This is a genomic window from Stappia sp. MMSF_3263, assembly GCF_030733745.1.
In the GTDB taxonomy this organism is placed as follows: domain Bacteria; phylum Pseudomonadota; class Alphaproteobacteria; order Rhizobiales; family Stappiaceae; genus Stappia.
On the sequence record NZ_JASHIK010000033.1, the window covers coordinates 1 to 18,869 of the forward strand.

Genomic DNA, 18,869 nt, shown 5'->3' on the forward strand with positions numbered 1-18,869 from the left:
TTGCGCCGGCGCGCGGGATGCGCAGCTTCCAGCAACGCGACTTCTTCCGCACCGGAGTGGCCATGTCCAGGGCCCGGCCCGCATCTGACAGCGACGGCGACATCGTTCTCTCGCTCACCGGCATCACCAAGCGTTTCGGCGCCCTGACTGCCAACGAGGCGGTCGATCTCGACCTGCATGCGGGCGAGATCGTTGCCCTGCTCGGCGAGAACGGCGCCGGCAAGACCACCTTGATGAACATTCTCTTCGGCCACTATGTCGCCGACGAGGGCCATGTTCGCGTCGCCTCTCCAGGTGGCGGTCTGGCGCCGCTCGAGCCCGGCTCGCCGCATGCGGCGCTCGCCGCCGGCATCGGCATGGTGCACCAGCATTTCACCCTGGCCGAGAACCTGACCGCCTTCGAGAACATCGTGCTGGGCACCGGCCCGCTGCTGGCGCCCGCGATCGCGACCCGCGCCGCGCGCCGGCGGCTCGACGAGCTGATGCGCGGCTCCGGCCTTCTCGTTGATCTCGACGCGCGTGTCTCGAGGCTCTCCGTCGGCGAGAAGCAGCGGGTGGAGATCCTCAAGGCGCTTTACCGGGATGCCCGCGTGCTCGTCCTCGACGAGCCGACCGCGGTGCTCACGCCGCAGGAATCCGACACGCTGTTCGCGACGCTTCGCGAGCTTGCGGCACGCGGTCTTGCCATCGTCTTCATCTCCCACAAGCTTGCCGAGGTGCTGGCCGCTTCCGACAGGGTCGCGGTGCTGCGCCTCGGCCGCAAGGTCGCCGACCTGCCGACCGCCGACTGCGACCGCCAGAAGCTTGCCGAACTGATGGTCGGCCACGCTCTCACGCAAAGCCGGCGCGAGCCGCGCGAAGCGGGTCCGGCCCTTCTGACGCTCGACGCCGTCTCGTGCGGCACCGGACGCGATGCCGTCCACGACATATCCCTGATGCTGCATGCCGGCGAGATCCTCGGGCTGGCGGGCGTTTCCGGCAACGGCCAGTCGATGCTCGCCCGCCTTGTCTCCGGCCTCGAACGACCCGAGCGCGGCAGCCTGCGTCTTGCGGGGAAGGACATTCCCGCTGGCGACCCGCGTGCGATGATCGCCGCCGGCCTGGCCCGCATCCCCGAGGACCGCCATCGCGACGGCGTCGTCGGCGCCATGAGCGTTGCCGAGAATCTCGTCATCGAGGAGATCCGCTCGCCGCGTTACCAGCGCTTCGGACTGCTCGACTTCGCCGCCATTGCCGCGCGGGCGAAGGAGGCGATCGCCGCCTATGACATCCGCTGTCCCGGCGGCCACGCGGTGGCGCGGCTCCTGTCGGGCGGCAACATCCAGAAGATCGTGCTTGCCCGCACCCTCGATGCCGGGCCGCGTGTCGTGCTCGCCGCCCAGCCTTCGCGCGGCCTCGACATCGGCGCCACCGGCGACGTGCATCGCCGCCTGCTGGAGGCGCGCGCGCGCGGCGCCGGCGTCATTCTCATCTCCGAGGATCTCGACGAGCTCTTCGCCCTGTCCGATCGGGTGGCGGTGATCCATCGCGGCCGGCTGAGCGCACCGCGCCCGGCCGGCGAGCTCGACCGTGCCCGTGTCGGCCTGATGATGGCCGGCCATGTCAGTGAGGACGAAGCCGCATGATCCGCTTCGAACCGCGGGAAAACGTTCCGCCGCTGCTGCGCCTCGGTGCTCCGGTCGCGGCCGCCATTGCCGCGCTGGCACTTGCCGCCCTGCCGATCATGGCCGCCGGCGCGCCGGTGCTCGATGCCTATGCGCTGATGGCGAAGGGGGCCTTCGGCTCGCTCTTCGCCTTCTCCGAACTGCTCGCCCGCGCCACCCCGCTGGTGCTGACCGGTCTTGCCGCCGCGCTCGCCTTCCGCGCCCGGCTGTGGAACATCGGCGGCGAGGGCCAGCTCTATGCCGGGGCGCTGGCCGCCGTCGCTGTCGGCTCCGGTGCGCTCGCCCTGCCGCCCCTTCTGATGGTGCCGGCGGTGGTGGTTGCCGGAGCGCTAGCCGGCGGGCTCCTGATGCTCGTTCCCGCCCTGCTCAAGGTGCGACTCGGCGCCGACGAGGTGGTTACCACCCTGCTGCTGAACTTCATTGTCCTGCTCTTCGTGCAGATGATGCTGGAAGGGCCGATGAAGGACCCGATGGGCATGGGCTGGCCGCAATCCGAGCCGATGCTCGAGGAGGCGACCCTGCCCAAGCTGATGGCCCGCATGCGCGTCCATGCCGGGCTCCTCATCGCGCTGGTTGCCGCCCTTGTCGTCCATGTCCTGTTGAAGCGCACCGTCTGGGGCTTCGAGATTCGCGCCGTCGGCGAGAACCAGGACGCCGCGCGCCATGCCGGCATTCCGGTCACGGCCACCTTCCTGCGCGTCGCGCTGATGAGCGGCGCCCTCGCCGGGCTTGCCGGCGTTGGCGAGGTTGCCGGCCTCAAGGGCTACCTCACCGCCGATCTTTCGCCCGGATTTGGCTATGCCGGCATCGTCGTCGCCATGCTTGCCGGCCTGTCGCCGCTCGGCGTGGTTGTCGCGGCGCTGTTCATCGCCGGCGTCTTCGTCGGAGCGGACTCGATGAGCCGCGCCATTGGCGTTTCCAACTATCTGGCCGATCTGGTCGTGGCGACGTCGCTGATCGCGGTGCTCGTCTCCGGCCTCTTCGTCCGCTACCGGGTCCGCCTTGTCAGGCGCGGCCAGGGAGGCAGCGCCGCATGATCGAGATCCTCGACATTCTTGCCTCGCCGAATTTCTGGGCCGCGGCCCTGCGCATCGCCACGCCATTGATCTTCGGCGTTCTCGGCGCGCTTCTGTGCGAGCGCGCCGGCGTGCTCAATCTGGGCATCGAGGGCATTTTCACCGCCGGTGCCATGGCCGGCTGGATGGCCGCCTGGCTCGGTGCCGGCCTGTGGGGCGGAGTTGCCGTCGCGGCCCTTGCTGGCGCGGGTTTCGGGCTCCTGCATGCGGTGCTTACCGTGCCGCTCGGCCTGTCGCAGCATGTCTCGGGCATCGGCGTGACGCTCTTCGCCACGAGCCTCAGCTACTACGCCTATCGCACCGCGCTACCCGACGTCACCTCGCCGCCGCGCATCACGGCCTTTCAGCCGCTCGATATTCCGCTTCTCTCCGACCTGCCCTTCATCGGCACGGTGCTGTCGCAGCAGACCGCATTGACCTACCTGGCGCTCGCCATGGTCGTGGTCGTCGGTTTCGTGCTCTATCGCACACCGCTCGGCCTTGCCATTCGCGCCGTCGGCGACAACCCCTCGGCCGTCGAGGCCCAGGGCCTGTCGGTGACCGTCCTGCGGATGGCAACCATTGTCGCCGGTTCGGCCCTGATGGCGCTGGGCGGGGCGTTCCTGACCATGTCGGCCTTCGACGCCTTCTTCTTCGGCATGGTCAACGGGCGCGGCTGGATCTGCATCGCGCTCACCGTCTTTGCCTCATGGCGACCGGGAAAGGCGCTCATCGGCGCGTTGCTCTTCGGTGCGTTCGATGCATTCCAGGTGCGGTTGCAGACGGAAGTGGGCGCCTTCGTGCCGGGCCAGGTTTTCCTGATGCTGCCCTATCTCCTGTCGATCGCCGCTCTCGTCGTCGTCGCGCGCAAGGCCGACTATCCGCGCGCCATGCTGAAACCCTATTTCAAGGGCCAGCGCTAGGGTCCTGACCCTAGGCAGCGGCGGAAACTGAGTGCTCAGGCCCGTGCTTGCAGTGCGGCGATCTCGGCCAGCATCTCGTCGGTCATTGCCGCTGCAGGACCGGTCGCCGCATCCGGGTCGGCGAGCGCGGCGTAACCGAGCGGCGCATCGGTAAGCGCGCGCAGCGTCTCCGCCAGCGGCCGTCCGCTCGCCCGCGTCTCCACAGCCGCCCGCTTGACCAGATCCTGCGCTGCGGCGCGCCCCACATGCGGCAGCAGGGCGAAGGACGCCTGTTCGGCCAGCGACAGCCCACCATCGCCGGCAAGCCGCGCAAGCATCGCCTCCGCCATCACCTGAAGCCCGCTGCAGAGCGCGGCGCCATGGGCCGTGGCCGCGGCGGCCGCCACCATCATCTGCGGCAGAACCAGCCATTCGCCCATCCAGGCCGCCCCGTCGCGCTCCTCGCGGTGCAGCCCGCCGGCATCAAGCTGGCCGGCAAGACCGCTTGTGAACCGGGCCAGCGCCACCATCGCCTCGGCCCGGACCGGGTTCTGCTTCTGCGGCATGGTCGAGGAGCCACCCGCCTCGCCGAGCCGCAATTCCCCGACCTCCGAGCGGGTCAGCAGGATCACGTCCTCACCGACCTTGCCAAGCGCCAGCGCCAGCTCGCCGAGCTCGCCCGCCACGCGGCGCAGCGGTTGCCGGTCGGCCATCCACGGCAGCGCGCCGCAGAGCCCGAGCTCGATCGCGACCGCATCGGCCATCGCCCGCGCCTTGCCGGCACCCGCTCCCATTGCAGCCAGATCGCCGGAGGCCCCGCCCAACTGCACGACCAGCCCTTCGCGGCGCAGGGCACGCAGCCGCGCTCTGCAGCGTGCGAGCGGCAGCGCCCAGTTTGCGGCGCGCAGGCCGAAGCTGACCGGCGTCGCCACCTGGCCCCGCGTGCGTCCGGCCATCGGTGTCGCGCGATGGGCCCTGGCCAGTTCGGCAAGCGTTGCGACCAGCATCGCCAGTCGTCCGTCGAGAAGATCGAGAACGCGGGCGATGCGCAGCATCAAGGCCGTGTCGACAATGTCCTGCGAGGTCGCGCCGAAGTGGAGATAGTCCGCAGCCGGCCGCTCCAGTCCCTTGCGCAAGGCCGCGACGAGTGCGGGCACCGGCACGCCCGCCGCCGCCGTTCCGGCCGCGAGTTCGGCCGGATCGGGCGCCATGCCGGCAAGTCTGTCGTCGATCGCAGCCGCCGCCCCGGCCGGAATCACGCCGGCCGCGCCCTGGGCCCGGGCAATCGCCCGCTCGACCTCGATCATGGAGGCGATCTCTGAGGCCGAGGACAGCAGGTGGGCCGCCTCCGCATCGCCGAACAGCGACAGGTAGAGCGGCGAATTCGGTGGCAGGTCGCTCATCAGATGTCGAAGAACACGGTTTCGCCAGCACCCTGCAGGCGGATGTCGAAGCGGTAGACCGGCAGGCCCGCCTCGTTGCGTCCCGCCTCCCGGGCGATCAGCGTCTCGCGCGCTTCCGGCTCCAGGCGCTTCATGTCACTGTCCTGTTCCATCGCTTCCAGGTCCTGCGGGAAATAGATCCGGGTATGCAGGTGGATGTTGATGCCGCGGGCGAAGATCAGCAGCGCCACATGCGGTGCGTGTCCCTGTGCATGGGCGCCTGGCCGGACGCTCTGGAAGCGGAAAAGACCGCTGGAGAAATCCGCGACGGTACGGCCGAAAAGACCGAACTCGCCAATCCGTCCCAGCCCGTCCGCCTGCCATATCTCCAGCATGGCGTCGCGCACCGGTGCGCCGGCGCCGTCGAGCACGGTTCCCTCGATGACGATCGCTTCGCCGGTATTGCTCTCGATCACCGGGCCGGGCTGGTTGATCAGCGGCGGCCGGCCGATGGATTGCGGCGCGGTGCCGATGTGAACGTAAGGGCCGGCCGTCTGCGACGGCGTTTCAAGCAGGCGGTCGCGCATCAAAGCCCCTCCGGACGGTTCTCGAAATGGGTTTGCCGTCGGCCGCGCAGCACGATGTCGAACCGGTAGGCGAGGCAGTCGAACGGTTCCTGGTTCCTCAGGTCGAGCCGCGCCACCAGCCGGTCGACAGCGCTCTTGTCGGCGATCGTGTTGACGATCGGACAGAGCGGGATCAGCGGATCGCCCTCGAAATAGAGCTGGGTGATCAACCGCTGGGCGAAGGCCTCGCCGAAGATCGACAGGTGGATATGGGCCGGACGCCAGTCGGAGCCGTTGTTCGGCCAGGGATAGGGGCCGGGCTTGATCGTGCGGAACAGGTAGCGCCCGTCCGCGTCGCTGACGCAGCGCCCGCAGCCGGAGAAATTCGGGTCGAGCGGTGCAAGGTAGCCGTCGCGCACATGGGCATAGCGGCCGGCGGCATTGGCCTGCCACACCTCGATCAGCGCGTTCGGCACCGGCCGCCCGTTTTCGTCGAGCACCCGGCCGAACACATAGATGCGTTCGCCGAGCGCGTCGCCCGTGGTCGCCGCGTTGCGGATCAGGTCGTGGTCGAGCGGTCCGAGCGGCGCGTGGCCGAGCGCGGGGCCCGTCTTGTCGAGCGCGGTCTGCTCCAGCGCGTGCAGCGGCCGGAACGGCGCCCGCAGGACGGTGCTCTTGTAGCCCGGCGCGTAGGGGGCCGGGTGCTGGGCGCGGTCGCGCCGGTAGAAGTCAGTCGTCACGCGAGGCTCCTTCCGAGCCGTTGCGGCTCTCTTCCAGTTCCGCGAACACGGATCTGGCGATCTTGATCGCCCGGTTTGCCGCCGGCACCCCGGCATAGACGGCCACATGCAGGAGCGCCTCGCAAATGTCGTCGCGGGACGCCCCGGTGCGCGCCGTCGCGCGGCAATGCATCGCCAGTTCCTCGTCATGACCGAGGGCGGCCAGCAGCGCGACGGTGATCATCGAGCGCTCGCGCCGGCTGATCGTGTCGCGCGACCAGACCGTGCCCCATGCGCCGCGGGTGATCAGCTCCTGGAACGGCGCATCGAGCGGATCGGTCGCCGCGCGGGCCCGGTCGACATGGGCATCGCCGAGCACCGCGCGGCGCGTGGCCATGCCCGCGTGCAGGGGATCGGCCCCGAACGGATCGGCTGCCGGGATGTCGGGACGGCTCATGTCACATGCTCCCTGATGAACCCGGCTATCAGCCCGGCGGTGCGCTCCGGCACTTCAACGCAAGGCAGGTGCCCGATGTCGGCGATTTCCTCGTAGCGGGCGCCGGGAATGGTCCTGGCAAGGGCCTGCAGGGTCGCCGGAGGGGTGGCGCTGTCCTCGCTGCCGGCGATGCAAAGGGTGGGCGCGGAAATCGAGCCCGCGCGGCTCGAGTAGTCGGCGTCGCGGATGGCCGTGCCCAGCGCGATGTAGCTGTCGGCGGGCGTATGCGCCAGCATGGTCCGCCAGCGCGCCAGCTCGGCCGGTTGCCTCGCGCGGAACCCGCCGGAGAACCAGCGCTCCATCGTCGCGTCGCAGATCGCTTCCATGCCGCCGGCCCGGATCGCGTCGGCGCGCGTGTTCCAGATCTCGGAGGTGCCGATCTTCATGCCGGTGTTGGAAAGAACCAGCCCGGCGACCCGTTCCGGCCGGCTGAGGGCGAGCGACTGGGCGATCAGCCCGCCGACGGAAAGCCCGACCACCACCGCCGTGTCGATGTCGAAAGCCTCGAGCAGGGCTGCAAGGTCGCCGGCATGGTCGTCGATGCTCATCGCGCCGCCCGACGGCGACAGGCCGTGGCCGGCCGTGTCGTAGCGCAGCACGCCCCAGTCGGCGGGCAGGCGCGCCACCACCTCGTCCCAGATACGGAAGTCGGTGCCGAGCGAGTTGGAAAAGGCAAGAACCGGCGCGGCTTCGTCTCCGGCTTTCCGGAACGCCGTGTTGAGAATGCGTCCGTTTCGTGTGACCGCCTGCACGCTTTTCGTCTCCCGATCCCTTGATGCCGCTTCAGGATGACCGCGATAATTGGTAATGTAAAATGAGAAATCGACGGTTTTGTATAACCGGAAGGGGAGTTCGATGCGCGTCGGGTCCGGGATCAAGCTGCGGCACTTGCAGGCGTTTCTGGAGATCGCCCGGCTGCGCAGCCTGACCGAGGCGGCCAACTCGCTCAATGTCACCCAGCCGGCGATTTCCAAGACGCTGAAGGAACTGGAGACCCTGCTTGGCGTCGGCCTCATGGAGCGCGGCCGCGCCGGCGTGGCGCTGACCGCGGAAGGGGAGATCTTTCGCCACTATGCGGGCCTTTCCGTCGCCGCCCTTGGCGAGGGGATCGACGGCATCGAACAGGTGCGCATGGGTTCCGACCGGCTGTTGCGGGTCGGGGCCCTGCCCAGTGTCGCCGCCAGCATCGTTCCGATCGCGGCCGGTTACTATCTGGAGCGCGGCCGCGGCGCCACGCTCGATATCGTCACCGGGCCGAACGGGCTGCTGCTCGACCAGCTGAGGACCGGCGCCCTGCATGTGGTGATCGGCCGGCTCGGCCAGCCTGACGCGATGATCGGCCTCAGCTTCCAGCAGCTCTACAGCGAGCAGGTGGTGCTTGCCGTGCGCCCCGGCCATCCGCTGCTCGGCGATCCAGATCTTGCCCGTCTCCCGGCCTTTCCGGTTCTGTATCCCAACCGGGCGGCGGCGATCCGGCCCCTGGTCGAGCGACTGATGGTGGCCAACGGCATCGGCCGCCTGCCGAAGCGCATCGAGACTGTCTCCAACGCCTTCGGCCGTTCCTTCACCCGCACCACCGATGCCGTGTGGATCATCTCCAACGGCGTGGTGGCCAATGACCTGGCCGAGGGGCAGCTTGCCGCCCTTGCCGTCGACACGAGGCTGACGCTCGGGCCGGTCGGCATCTCGACGCGCGCGGCCGAGACCCACACGCCCGACCTTCTTCTGTTCATGTCGGCCATGCGCGAGGCCGTCTCCCAGCGCGGCCTGAGCTGAGGAGCCTGACGCAGCTACGGCATCGCGGTGCGGCGAGCGGGTCAGGTTTCGCGCGGCCCGTCCCCATCCCCGTCTTTGCTCTCGTCCCTGCCCTTGTCCCTGTCGGCCGTCCTGCCGCGTTTGGGGTCGTCATCGTCCCGGTAGCCCTCGAGCGCCGAGATGCGCCGTTCGCTGCGCTCGGGATCGCGGGCGGTGACGCCGGCGATCAGCGTTTCGGCGATGACCATGAGGGCGGCCGAGGAGTCCCAGGGAGAGGGTACCGAGATGCGTGCCGGCAGCACATGCGCGGCGACGCTGGCGATTGGCGACAGCCAGCTGTCGGTGACCAGCACGATCGTCGCTCCGCGTCGCGATGCGGCGGCCGCCACGCGGCCGAGATCGGCCTGGTAGCGGCGGATGTCGAAGACGACAAGCACGTCGCGCCGGCCAATGTCGAGCAGGGCATCGCGCCAGTTGCCTTCCTGGCCGGCCATGTGCACGACGCCGGGACGCAGGATGCGCAGATGTGCGGCCATGTAGCGGGCCAGCGCGTCGGTGAAGCGGCCGCCAAGCAGATAGAGGTCGCGGCGCTCGTCCGACAGCAGCGAGACGACCGCCTCCAGCTCGGCCGCCGGCAGGTGGTGGAACGTGTCGCCAATATTGGCGCGCGCCGCCTCCGCCAGGGCGCCGATGCCCGGCTCCCCGACGCGGGTTCCGTCCTTGACCTTGGCCAGCGGCGACTTGAGCTGGTCTTCCAGCTCGGTTCGCAGGCGGGTCTGCAGCGCCGCATAGGTGGAAAAGCCCATCCGCGTGGCAAACCGCAGGATCGTCGGCGAGCTGACACCGGCCGCCCGGGCGAACTGGGCGACCGTGCCGAGCCCCAGCACCGGATAATTGGCGAGAAGGGCGAGAGCCGCGCGCCGTTCCGTGACCGTGCATTCCGCCAGCCGGTCGCGAATCTCCTCCGCAAGGGACCGTGTCATGTCGTGCAATCCGCCTCCCGGAAAGAGCCCGCCGCCAGGTCGCCCCGTCGCCGGCGAACCCGATGCGGCCGTTCTGAAAGCCGATTGACATTGGAGTTCGCAATGTATCAAATCATACAGGACGAGGAATTCAACGCAATTTTGTAACAAATCGAACAGCGCTTGCGATTTCTCCGGAAGGCACGCGGCTCGGGGGGCGGGACATGGGGCCGAACACGGCACGCGAGAACGGGCTTGCGGAACGCGCCGGCAACGAGGCGGGCGGGGATGTCGTGCGCGTCGACAATGCAAAGGGCCGCGGTTCGATCGTTCTGCTGTGCGATCACGCCTCCAGCCGGCTGCCTGCCGAGTTCGGCGATCTTGGTCTCGATGCCGCGTCGCGTCGCGCCCATATCGCCTGGGATCCCGGGGCGCTGGGCGTGTCGCGGCACCTGTCCCGGCTGCTCGATGCGCCGCTCGTCTGGCCGGACCTGTCGCGCCTTGTCATCGACTGCAATCGCGACACGGCCGCGCCCGACCTGATCCCCGCGCTCAGCGAGCTGACCGAGGTGCCCGGCAACCGGGACCTGCCCGGAACCGAGCGCGCAAGGCGCATTGCCCTCGCCCATACGCCCTTCCACGATCGCATCGGGGAGGTGCTCGACGCGCGCGCCGCCGACGGACTGGCCAGCGTGGTTGTCTCGATCCACAGCTACACCCCTGTCTACAAGGGCGTTTCCCGGCCCTGGCCGGTCGGCATCCTGTCCAACCGGGACCGGCGCGTCGCCGATGCGATGATCGCCGATCTCGTGCGCCAGGGCATTGCCGATGTCGGCGACAACCAGCCCTATGCGCCCGGCGACGGGGTTTATTACACGGTCGGTCGCCATGGTGAGGCGCGCGGTCTTGCCTGTGTCATGGTCGAGGTGCGCAATGACGAGATCGCGGACGCCGCCGGGGAGAGCCTTTGGGCCGCGCGGCTCGACGCCGCGCTCAAGGCGGCGCTGGTCGCGCTTGGCGAGGGAGGGTGAGGATGCCGGTGGTGCTGCGCCACTACGTTGCCGTCGTTGACGCCGTCAACCACCGCCTCGGCCGGGTGATGATGTATGGCGTCTTCGTCATGGTCGCGATCCTGCTCTGGTCGTCGGTCTCCAAGACCTTCTTCGTCCCCTCGCTGTGGACGCTGGAAGTCGCCCAGTTCGCGATGGTCGCCTATTACATTCTCGGCGGCCCCTATTCGATCCAGCTCGGCTCGAACGTGCGCATGGACCTCTTCTATGCCGGCTGGAGCGTGAAGAAGAAGGCCTGGTTCGACGCGTTCACCGTTCTGGTGCTGATCTTCTATCTCTGCGTGCTCTTCTATGGCGGCATCGGCTCGACCGCCTATTCGCTCGGCCATTTCGGCACCGAGCCCTTCGTCTTCCTGAAGGATCTGGCGGTTGCCTTCGTCACCGGCGGGCCGGATGCGGCCGGCGAGGTGCTTGGCTATATCGAGCGCAGCCCGACCGCCTGGCGCCCCTATCTCTGGCCGATCAAGGCGATCATGTGCCTCGGCTTCTTCCTGATGCTTCTGCAGGCGCTTTCCGAGCTGATCAAGGACATCGCGCGTATCCGCGGAGAGGAAATCTGATGTCCTACGAGATGATCGCGCTGCTGATGTTCGCCTCGATGATGCTGATGCTGCTCACCGGCCAGCGCGTCTTCGGCGCGATCGGCGGCGTCGCGGCGGTCGCGGCCCTTGCGCTCTGGGGCACTGGCGGGTCGGACGTTCCCTTCGCCGCGGCCATGAAGCTGATGAAGTGGTATCCGCTTCTGACCCTGCCGATGTTCATCTTCATGGGCTATGTCCTGTCGGAATCGAAGATCGCCGACGATCTCTACAAGATGTTCCATGTCTGGATGGGTCCGGTCTCGGGCGGCCTTGCCATCGGCACGATCGGCCTGATGGTGCTGGTTTCGGCGATGAACGGCCTGTCGGTCGCCGGCATGGCGATCGGCGCCACCATCGCCCTGCCCGAGCTGCTGCGCCGCGGCTACGACAAGAAGATGGTCACCGGCGTCATCCAGGCCGGCTCCTCGCTCGGCATTCTCGTGCCGCCTTCGGTCGTTCTCGTCCTCTACGCCATGATTGCCCGCGCCCCCGTCGGCCAGCTCTGGCTCGCCGGCGTCGTACCGGGCCTGATGATGGCGACCATGTTCGTCGTCTACATCTATATCCGCTGCCGGCTGAACCCCTCGCTGGGCCCGGTGCTCAGTGCCGAGGAGCGCAATGTGCCGATGGCGGAGAAGTTCCGCCTGCTGGGCGCCGGCGTTCTGCCGCTGGTGATTTTCGCGGCGATGATGGTGCCCTTCGTCAATGGCTGGACCTCTCTCGTCGAGAGCTCCGCCATTGGCGCCATGACGGCGTTTCTGGCCGCCGTCGTCAAGCGACGCATGAACCGGACCGTGTTCGAAACCTGCCTGCGCCAGACGCTGGCGATCTCCTGCATGTTCATGTGGATCATTCTCGCCGCGCTCGGCTTTGGCGCCGTCTTCGACGGGCTCGGCGCGGTCAAGGCAATCGAGAGCCTGTTCACCGAGAAGCTCGGCCTTGATCCCTGGATGATCCTGATCCTGATGCAGATCTCGTTCCTGCTGATGGGCACCTTTCTCGACGACACGGCGATGCTGGTCATCGTCGCCCCGCTCTACGTGCCGCTGGTCGCGGCGCTCGGCTTCGATCTCGTTTGGTATGGCGTGCTCTACACGATCACCACCCAGATCGCCTACATGACGCCGCCCTTCGGCTACAACCTGTTCCTGATGCGCGCCATGGCGCCGCCCGAGATCACCCTGCGCGACATCTACGGCTCCATCACCCCCTTCGTCATGGTGATGGTGCTGGCGCTCGCGCTTATCATGATCTTTCCGCAGATCGCGCTGTGGCTGCCGGAGTATGTCTACGGCCGCTGAGCAGCGCGCCCGGCACTGGTGAAACACGAGAGACAAGGAGGACCGCAACCGCTTTGAACGATCGCGCCGCAAAAACCAAGAAGCACGGGCGCGGGCCGCATCTCTGCATTGAAACCAAGGGGAATGACAGATGACCAACAGACGCGATTTTCTGAAGAAGGCCGGCCTTGGCACCGTTGCTGCCGCCGGCGCTTCCACGCTCGCCGCTCCCGCCGTTCTTGGCCAGGCGCCGATCAAGTGGCGCCTCCAGACCTATGCGGGCGCGGCGCTGGCCGAGCATGTCATCAAGCCGCATATCGATGCCTTCAACAAGGCTGCCAACGGCCAGATGGAGATCGAGCTCTTCTTCGCCGACCAGCTGGTTCCCACGGGCGAACTGTTCCGTGCCATGCAGCGCGGCACCATCGACGCGGTCCAGTCCGATGACGACTCCATGGCCTCGCCCACGGAAGTGACCGTCTTCGGCGGCTATTTTCCCTTCGCCAGCCGCTACTCGCTGGACGTGCCGGTGCTGTTCAACCAGTACGGCCTGAAGGAGATCTGGGAAGAGGAATACGCCAAGGTCGGCGTCAAGCACATCTCGGCCGGTGCCTGGGATCCCTGCCACTTCGCCACCAAGGATCCGATCCGCAGCCTTGCGGACCTGAAGGGCAAGCGCGTCTTCACCTTCCCGACCGCCGGCCGCTTCCTTGCCCAGTTCGGCGTCGTGCCGGTGACCCTGCCCTGGGAGGACATCGAGGTCGCGGTGCAGACGGGCGAGCTCGACGGCGTCGCCTGGTCGGGGATCACAGAGGACTACACCGTCGGCTGGGCCGACGTGACCAACTACTTCCTCACCAACAACATTTCCGGCGCATGGGCCGGCTCGTTCTTCGCCAACATGGACAAGTGGAACGAGCTGCCCGATCACCTCAAGACGATGCTGCAGCTGGCCATGGATGCCTCGCACTACTACCGCCAGTGGTGGTACTGGGGCGGCGAGGCGAGCCTTCGCGTCGACGGCACGAAGATGGAACTGACCAGCATTCCCGACGCGGAATGGCAGCAGGTCGAGGACGCGGCGGTCACCTTCTGGGACGAGATCGCGGCTGAATCCGAGACCAAGAAGAAGGTCGTCGACATCTTCAAGAAGTACAATGCCGACATGAAGAAGGCCGGCCGGCCCTATCGCTACGGCTGAGTGCCGGTCCTTCCCTGACCTCTCAGTCGCGCCCCGGACGGCAACGCCCGGGGCGCCCATGCCCGAAACCGCTGTCCGGCGCCTGGCGCCGCAATGAGAACGATGACCCAAATGGCAGGCAACCTGACTTTCGAAGCCCTCTCCGCCGCTGTCGCCGATGGCGAGATCGACACCGTGCTCGCCTGTATCATCGACATGCAGGGCCGGCTGATGGGCAAGCGCTTCCACGCGCGCAATTTCGTCGATCACTCCTTCGAGGAGACCCATTGCTGCAACTACCTGCTGGCGACCGACCTGGAGATGTACACGGTCGAGGGCTATGCCTCGACGAGCTGGGCCGGAGGCTACGGCGACTACGTCATGAAGCCGGACCTTGCCACCCTGCGCCGCGTGCCCTGGTTGGAAGGCACTGCGATGGTGCTGTGCGACGTGCTCGACCACCACACGCACGAAGCCGTGCCGCATTCGCCGCGCGCGCTGCTCAAGGGCCAGATCGCCCGGCTCGACGCCATGGGCCTGACCGCCATGATGGCGACCGAGCTCGAGTTCTTCCTGTTCGAGAAGAGTTTCGACGAGATCCGCAAGGACGGCTTCCGCAACCTCGAACCGATTTCCGGTTACAACGAGGATTACCACATCCTCCAGACCACCAAGGAAGAGAAGGTCATGCGCCCCTTGCGCAACCATCTCTACGACGCCGGCATTCCGGTCGAGAATTCCAAGGGCGAGGCCGAGGCGGGCCAGGAGGAGCTGAACATCCGCTACGCCGACCCGCTCGCCTGCGCCGATCACCACACGATCGCCAAGCATGCGACCAAGGAGATCGCCTGGCAGCAGGGGCACGCGGTGACCTTCCTGCCCAAATGGCACCATGCCCGCGTCGGCTCGTCCTCGCATGTGCACCAGTCATTGTGGTCGAAGGACGGGACCAGCGTCTTCTTCGACAAGGACGCGCCGCACGGCATGTCGCAGACGATGCATCACTACATGGCCGGGCTGATCCGCTACGCGCCGGACTACACCCTGTTCCTGGCGCCCTATATCAACAGCTACAAGCGCTTCCAGAAGGGAACCTTCGCGCCGACCAAGACCGCCTGGTCGGTCGACAACCGCACTGCCGGCTTCCGGCTCTGCGGCGAGGGCACCAAGGGCGTGCGCGTCGAGTGCCGCATTGGCGGGTCCGACCTCAATCCCTACCTGGCGCTCGCCGTGCAGCTTGCCGCCGGAATGCGCGGCATCGAGGAGAAGCTGGAACTCGACGCGCCTGTCACCGGCGACCTCTACCAGTCGCGCCGGCTGAAGGAGATCCCCCGTTCCCTGCGCGCGGCGACGGAGGCCCTGCGGAAGTCGAAAATGCTGCGCCAGGCCTTTGGCGACGCGGTCGTCGACCACTATGTGCGGGCGGCCGAGTGGGAGCAGGAGGATTTCGACCGCGTGGTGACGGATTACGAACTCGCCCGCGGCTTCGAGCGCTGCTGACGACGCGCGGCCGGCCGGCGGACCGGCCGCGGACTATGAGATGGTTCCCAAACGTTGAGAGGCAGGCCGCGATCCGCGGGCTTGCCCGGAAGGTGTGACATGTCGGATGTGATCAAGCTGATTTCCCCGGTCGACGGTTCGCTCTATGCCGAGCGTCCCGTCGCCACCGCCGCCGCGATCGACCAGGCCGTGGCGGAGGCGCGCAGCGCGCAAGGCGCGTGGGCGGCGACACCGATCTCGGAACGCTGCGATGCCGTGCTGGCCGCCGTCGCCGCGCTCGAGGCGATGAACGACGAGATCGTGCCCGAGCTCGCCTGGCAGATGGGGCGTCCGGTGCGCTATGGCGGCGAGAAGGGCGGCACGCGCGAGCGCACCGACTACATGGTCAAGATCGCGGAGGAGGCGCTGGCGCCCCGCCACCACACCGACCGTCCCGGCTTCACGCGCTTCGTCAAGCCGGAGCCGGTCGGCATCGTCATGGTCATCGCACCGTGGAACTACCCGTTCATGACGGCGATCAACACCATCGTCCCGGCGCTGATCGCCGGCAATGTGGTGATCCTCAAGCATGCCGCGCAGACGCTGCTGGTCGGCGAGCGACTGGAGAAGGCCTTCAGGGCCGCCGGCCTGCCGAAGGGTGTCTTCCGCAACATCGTGCTCAATCACGGGCAGACGGAGGCGCTGCTTGCCTCGGGCCGCATCGACCACATCAACTTCACCGGCTCGGTCGCCGGCGGGCGGGCCATCGAGAAGGCGGCGGCCGGCACCTTCGCCACGCTCGGCCTGGAGCTTGGCGGCAAGGATCCGGCCTATGTGCGGGCCGACGCGGATGTCGCCTTCGCGGTCGAGAACCTTGCCGACGGCGCCTTCTACAATGCCGGCCAGTGCTGCTGCGGCGTCGAGCGCGTCTATGTGCACGAGAGCCACTTTGACGCGGTGGTCGAGGGCATGGCTGCGGCGGCTTCCGCCTACAGGCTCGGCAATCCGCTTGAGGAGGCAACGACGCTCGGGCCGATGGCCCAGGCCCGCTTCGCCGCCTGGGTACGCGAGCAGACCGAGGAAGCGCAGCGCAAGGGCGCAAGGGCGCTGGTCGACCCGAAACTGTTCCCCGAGGACAAGCCGGGCACGCCCTACCTGATGCCGCAGGTGCTTGTCGACGTGGATCACCAGATGTCGGTGATGCGCGAGGAGAGTTTCGGCCCGGTCGTCGGGATCATGAAGGTGCGCGACGACGAGGAGGCACTGGCGCTGATGAACGACAGCCCCTACGGCCTCACCGCCTCGATCTGGACGGCGGACGAGGATGCGGCCGTCGCGCTCGGCGAGCGGCTGGAGACGGGCACCGTCTTCATGAACCGTTGCGATTATCTCGATCCGGCGCTCGTGTGGACCGGTGTCAAGGACACGGGCAAGGGCGCGGCCCTTTCCGAGATCGGCTACCTGTCGCTCACGCGGCCGAAATCCTACCACCTGCGCGCCCATTCCTGAGGCGCGCGGATCAGCAGTTTCCTCCCTCTCCTTTCAAGGTTTTCTGGACATGACCACCACACCGTCCGCCAACTGGAACTACCCCACCTCCATCCGCTTCGGCGCCGGCCGCATCGCGGAACTCGGCAAGTCCGCCGCGTTGCTTGGCATGAAGCGCCCGCTTTTGGTCACCGATCCGGGCCTTGCCCGCCTGCCGATGACCGCCAGCGCCCTGGAAATCCTGCGCCAGGCCGGCCTCGAGCCGGATATCTTCAGCGACATCAAGGCGAACCCGACCGGCGCCAATGTCGAGGCGGGCGTTGCCGCCTATCGCTCCGGCGGCCATGACGGCGTCATCGCCTTCGGCGGCGGTTCGGGTCTCGATGCCGGCAAGGTCATTGCCTTCATGTCCGGCCAGACGCGGCCGATGTGGGACTTCGAGGATGTCGGCGACTGGTGGACCCGCGCCGATCCGGACGGCATCGCCCCGATCCTCGCCGTGCCGACCACTGCCGGCACCGGCTCGGAGGTCGGCCGCGCCGGCGTCATCACCAACGAGACCACCCACACCAAAAAGGTGATCTTCCACCCCAAGATGCTGCCCGGCATCGTCATCTGCGATCCGGAACTGACCGTCGGCATGCCGCGCTACTTCACCGTTGGCACCGGCATGGACGCGCTCGCCCATTGCCTGGAGGCCTATTCCTCCACCTTCTACCACCCGATGGGCGACGGCATCGCCGTGGAAGGCATCCGTCTGGTGCTGGAGAACCTGCAGCGTGTCGCCGACGTTCCGGACGATCTCGTGGCGCGCGGCCACATGATGTCGGCCGCCGCCATGGGCGCGGTCGCCTTCCAGAAGGGACTGGGCGCCATCCATGCGCTGTCGCATCCCGTCGGCGCCCTCTACGACACCCACCACGGCATGACCAACGCCGTCTTCATGCCCTATGTGCTGGCCTTCAACCGGTCCGCCATCGAGGGCAAGATCGACCGGCTCGCCGGCTATCTCGGCATCTCCGGCGGCTTCGACGGGTTCATGAAGGTGGTGCTCGACCTGCGCGCCGCGCTCGACGTGCCGCATACGCTGGAGGGGCTGAAGGTCGACGGCGGCAAAGCGAAGCTGATCGCCGAAATGGCCATTGTCGACCCGACCGCCGGCGGCAATCCGCTGGAGCTGACCCTGGAGGGCGCGAGCGCGATCTTCGCCGATGCGCTGTCCGGCAGGCTCTGAGCGGAAACCGTCGCCGATTGACAGGGGGCATGTATGCCCCCTACATCCCCACTGGTTTTCGCGGAAGGCAGGAAACATGGCTTCCGCGAAGGAGGGCATGCGTGCCATGCGGCGGCCGGTGACTTAGCAGGAACGACAGGGTGGGACCGGGCAATATGAGTGAAATGCGGATCGATCGCCGCTTCGCGGCATGCAGGGCGGCGAACCGGCCGGCGCTGGTGACCTTCGTGACCGCCGGCGATCCGGACCTTGCCACGTCCCAGGCGATCCTCGACGCGCTTCCCGCCGCCGGCGCCGACGTGATCGAGCTCGGCATGCCCTTTTCCGATCCGATGGCCGAGGGCATTCCGGTCCAGCTCGCCAACCAGCGGGCGCTGGTCGCCGGCCAGACCATGGACAAGACGCTCGACATGGTGCGGGCCTTCCGCCGGCATGACACGGATACGCCCATCGTCCTGATGGGCTATTACAATCCGATCTATGTGCGCGACCCGGCCGTCTTCGTGAAGACCGCGGTCGAGGCCGGCGTCGACGGTCTGATCATCGTCGACATGCCGCCGGAAGCCGATGACGAGCTTTGCCTGCCGGCGCTTGCCGCCGGTCTCAACTTCATCCGCCTGACGACGCCCACGACCGACGACAAGCGCCTGCCGGCCGTGCTCGCCAATACCTCGGGTTTCGTCTATTACGTATCGGTGACCGGCGTCACCGGCGCCACCATTGGCAGCCGCGACCGGGTGACGGATGCCGTGCGCCGCATCAAGCGCCATACGCGCTTGCCGGTCGCCGTCGGGTTCGGGGTCAAGACCGCCGAGGATGCCGAGGTGATCGGCCGCGACGCCGATGGTGTCGTCGTCGGTTCTGTGCTTGTCGAGGCGGTGCGCGGCAGTCTTGATGCCGACGGGCGCGCCACCGGCGCGACGGTCGAGGCTGTGGCCGCCGTGGTGCGCGCGCTTGCCGGCGGCGTGGCCCGCGCCCGGACCTGAGCCGAGCGCGCCGCGCTGGCACCTTGACGCGGCACCTGGCCCGGATGTGAATGAACGCTAACAACGGACG

At 67.8% G+C, this 18,869-nt stretch carries 18 protein-coding genes; 12 read left to right on the forward strand and 6 right to left on the reverse strand.

Going from position 1 to position 18,869, the window contains the following annotated elements:
- Positions 1 to 62 precede the first annotated feature (62 nt).
- Genes RBB46_RS21975 through RBB46_RS21985 form a run of 3 tightly spaced genes read left to right on the forward strand, consistent with a single transcriptional unit; the run spans position 63 to position 3,642 of the window.
- Positions 63 to 1,625 (forward strand): ABC transporter ATP-binding protein, encoded by a 1,563-nt coding sequence (locus RBB46_RS21975; protein WP_306031228.1) that lies wholly within the window; start codon positions 63 to 65, stop codon positions 1,623 to 1,625.
- Positions 1,622 to 2,701 (forward strand): ABC transporter permease, encoded by a 1,080-nt coding sequence (locus RBB46_RS21980; protein ID WP_306031199.1) that lies wholly within the window; start codon positions 1,622 to 1,624, stop codon positions 2,699 to 2,701. The genes RBB46_RS21975 and RBB46_RS21980 overlap by 4 nt, the downstream gene beginning before the upstream one ends.
- Positions 2,698 to 3,642: an ABC transporter permease gene (locus tag RBB46_RS21985; RefSeq protein WP_306031200.1), complete on the forward strand. Its 945-nt coding sequence runs from the start codon at positions 2,698 to 2,700 to the stop codon at positions 3,640 to 3,642. The genes RBB46_RS21980 and RBB46_RS21985 overlap by 4 nt, the downstream gene beginning before the upstream one ends.
- A gap of 35 nt (positions 3,643 to 3,677) precedes the next feature.
- Here RBB46_RS21985 and RBB46_RS21990 read toward each other — a convergent pair whose 3' ends face one another.
- From RBB46_RS21990 to pcaD, 5 genes are read right to left on the reverse strand one after another with little or no spacing between them, the layout of a single operon-like run.
- Complete coding sequence (locus tag RBB46_RS21990) at positions 3,678 to 5,024, reverse strand: lyase family protein (protein WP_306031201.1); 1,347 nt, start codon at positions 5,022 to 5,024, stop codon at positions 3,678 to 3,680.
- A complete protein-coding gene (pcaG, locus tag RBB46_RS21995; protein WP_306031202.1) occupies positions 5,024 to 5,590 on the reverse strand; it encodes a protocatechuate 3,4-dioxygenase subunit alpha in 567 nt (188 codons plus the stop codon). The genes RBB46_RS21990 and pcaG overlap by 1 nt, the downstream gene beginning before the upstream one ends.
- The gene (gene pcaH, locus RBB46_RS22000) at positions 5,590 to 6,309 is read right to left on the reverse strand and encodes a protocatechuate 3,4-dioxygenase subunit beta (RefSeq protein ID WP_306031203.1); all 720 of its coding nucleotides are present in this window, start codon (positions 6,307 to 6,309) and stop codon (positions 5,590 to 5,592) included. The genes pcaG and pcaH overlap by 1 nt, the downstream gene beginning before the upstream one ends.
- On the reverse strand, positions 6,299 to 6,745 hold the full coding sequence (gene pcaC, locus RBB46_RS22005; protein ID WP_306031204.1) for a 4-carboxymuconolactone decarboxylase: 447 nt from the start codon (positions 6,743 to 6,745) through the stop codon (positions 6,299 to 6,301). Before pcaC ends, pcaH begins: the two co-directional genes overlap by 11 nt.
- A complete protein-coding gene (pcaD, locus tag RBB46_RS22010; protein WP_306031205.1) occupies positions 6,742 to 7,536 on the reverse strand; it encodes a 3-oxoadipate enol-lactonase in 795 nt (264 codons plus the stop codon). The genes pcaC and pcaD overlap by 4 nt, the downstream gene beginning before the upstream one ends.
- A 103-nt stretch (positions 7,537 to 7,639) precedes the next feature.
- On the opposite strand from pcaD, the gene pcaQ reads away from it, so the two are divergent.
- The gene (gene pcaQ / locus RBB46_RS22015; protein ID WP_306031206.1) at positions 7,640 to 8,560 is read left to right on the forward strand and encodes a pca operon transcription factor PcaQ; all 921 of its coding nucleotides are present in this window, start codon (positions 7,640 to 7,642) and stop codon (positions 8,558 to 8,560) included.
- Between the two features lie 41 nt (positions 8,561 to 8,601).
- Here pcaQ and RBB46_RS22020 read toward each other — a convergent pair whose 3' ends face one another.
- A complete protein-coding gene (locus RBB46_RS22020) occupies positions 8,602 to 9,522 on the reverse strand; it encodes a MurR/RpiR family transcriptional regulator (protein ID WP_306031207.1) in 921 nt (306 codons plus the stop codon).
- Between the two features lie 203 nt (positions 9,523 to 9,725).
- Here RBB46_RS22020 and RBB46_RS22025 point away from each other — a divergent pair, with 203 nt between their 5' ends.
- The 8 genes from RBB46_RS22025 to trpA all read left to right on the forward strand — a co-directional run bounded on the left by RBB46_RS22025 (position 9,726) and on the right by trpA (position 18,799).
- Complete coding sequence (locus RBB46_RS22025; RefSeq protein ID WP_306031208.1) at positions 9,726 to 10,532, forward strand: N-formylglutamate amidohydrolase; 807 nt, start codon at positions 9,726 to 9,728, stop codon at positions 10,530 to 10,532.
- Positions 10,533 to 10,534: 2 nt separating this feature from the next.
- Positions 10,535 to 11,131, forward strand: coding sequence for a TRAP transporter small permease subunit (locus RBB46_RS22030; protein ID WP_306031209.1), 597 nt, complete (start codon positions 10,535 to 10,537; stop codon positions 11,129 to 11,131).
- Positions 11,131 to 12,453, forward strand: a complete 1,323-nt coding sequence (locus tag RBB46_RS22035; RefSeq protein WP_306031210.1) for a TRAP transporter large permease subunit — start codon at positions 11,131 to 11,133, stop codon at positions 12,451 to 12,453. The genes RBB46_RS22030 and RBB46_RS22035 overlap by 1 nt, the downstream gene beginning before the upstream one ends.
- Positions 12,454 to 12,583: 130 nt before the next feature.
- Entirely contained in the window at positions 12,584 to 13,633 is a 1,050-nt protein-coding gene (locus tag RBB46_RS22040; RefSeq protein WP_281685558.1) for a TRAP transporter substrate-binding protein, read from the forward strand.
- Positions 13,634 to 13,744: 111 nt separating this feature from the next.
- Positions 13,745 to 15,112: a glutamine synthetase family protein gene (locus RBB46_RS22045; protein ID WP_306031229.1), complete on the forward strand. Its 1,368-nt coding sequence runs from the start codon at positions 13,745 to 13,747 to the stop codon at positions 15,110 to 15,112.
- Between the two features lie 99 nt (positions 15,113 to 15,211).
- Positions 15,212 to 16,600, forward strand: coding sequence for an aldehyde dehydrogenase family protein (locus tag RBB46_RS22050; RefSeq protein WP_306031211.1), 1,389 nt, complete (start codon positions 15,212 to 15,214; stop codon positions 16,598 to 16,600).
- A gap of 49 nt (positions 16,601 to 16,649) precedes the next feature.
- A complete protein-coding gene (locus RBB46_RS22055) occupies positions 16,650 to 17,813 on the forward strand; it encodes an iron-containing alcohol dehydrogenase (RefSeq protein ID WP_306031212.1) in 1,164 nt (387 codons plus the stop codon).
- Between the two features lie 155 nt (positions 17,814 to 17,968).
- A complete protein-coding gene (gene trpA, locus RBB46_RS22060; protein WP_306031213.1) occupies positions 17,969 to 18,799 on the forward strand; it encodes a tryptophan synthase subunit alpha in 831 nt (276 codons plus the stop codon).
- Positions 18,800 to 18,869 lie beyond the last annotated feature (70 nt).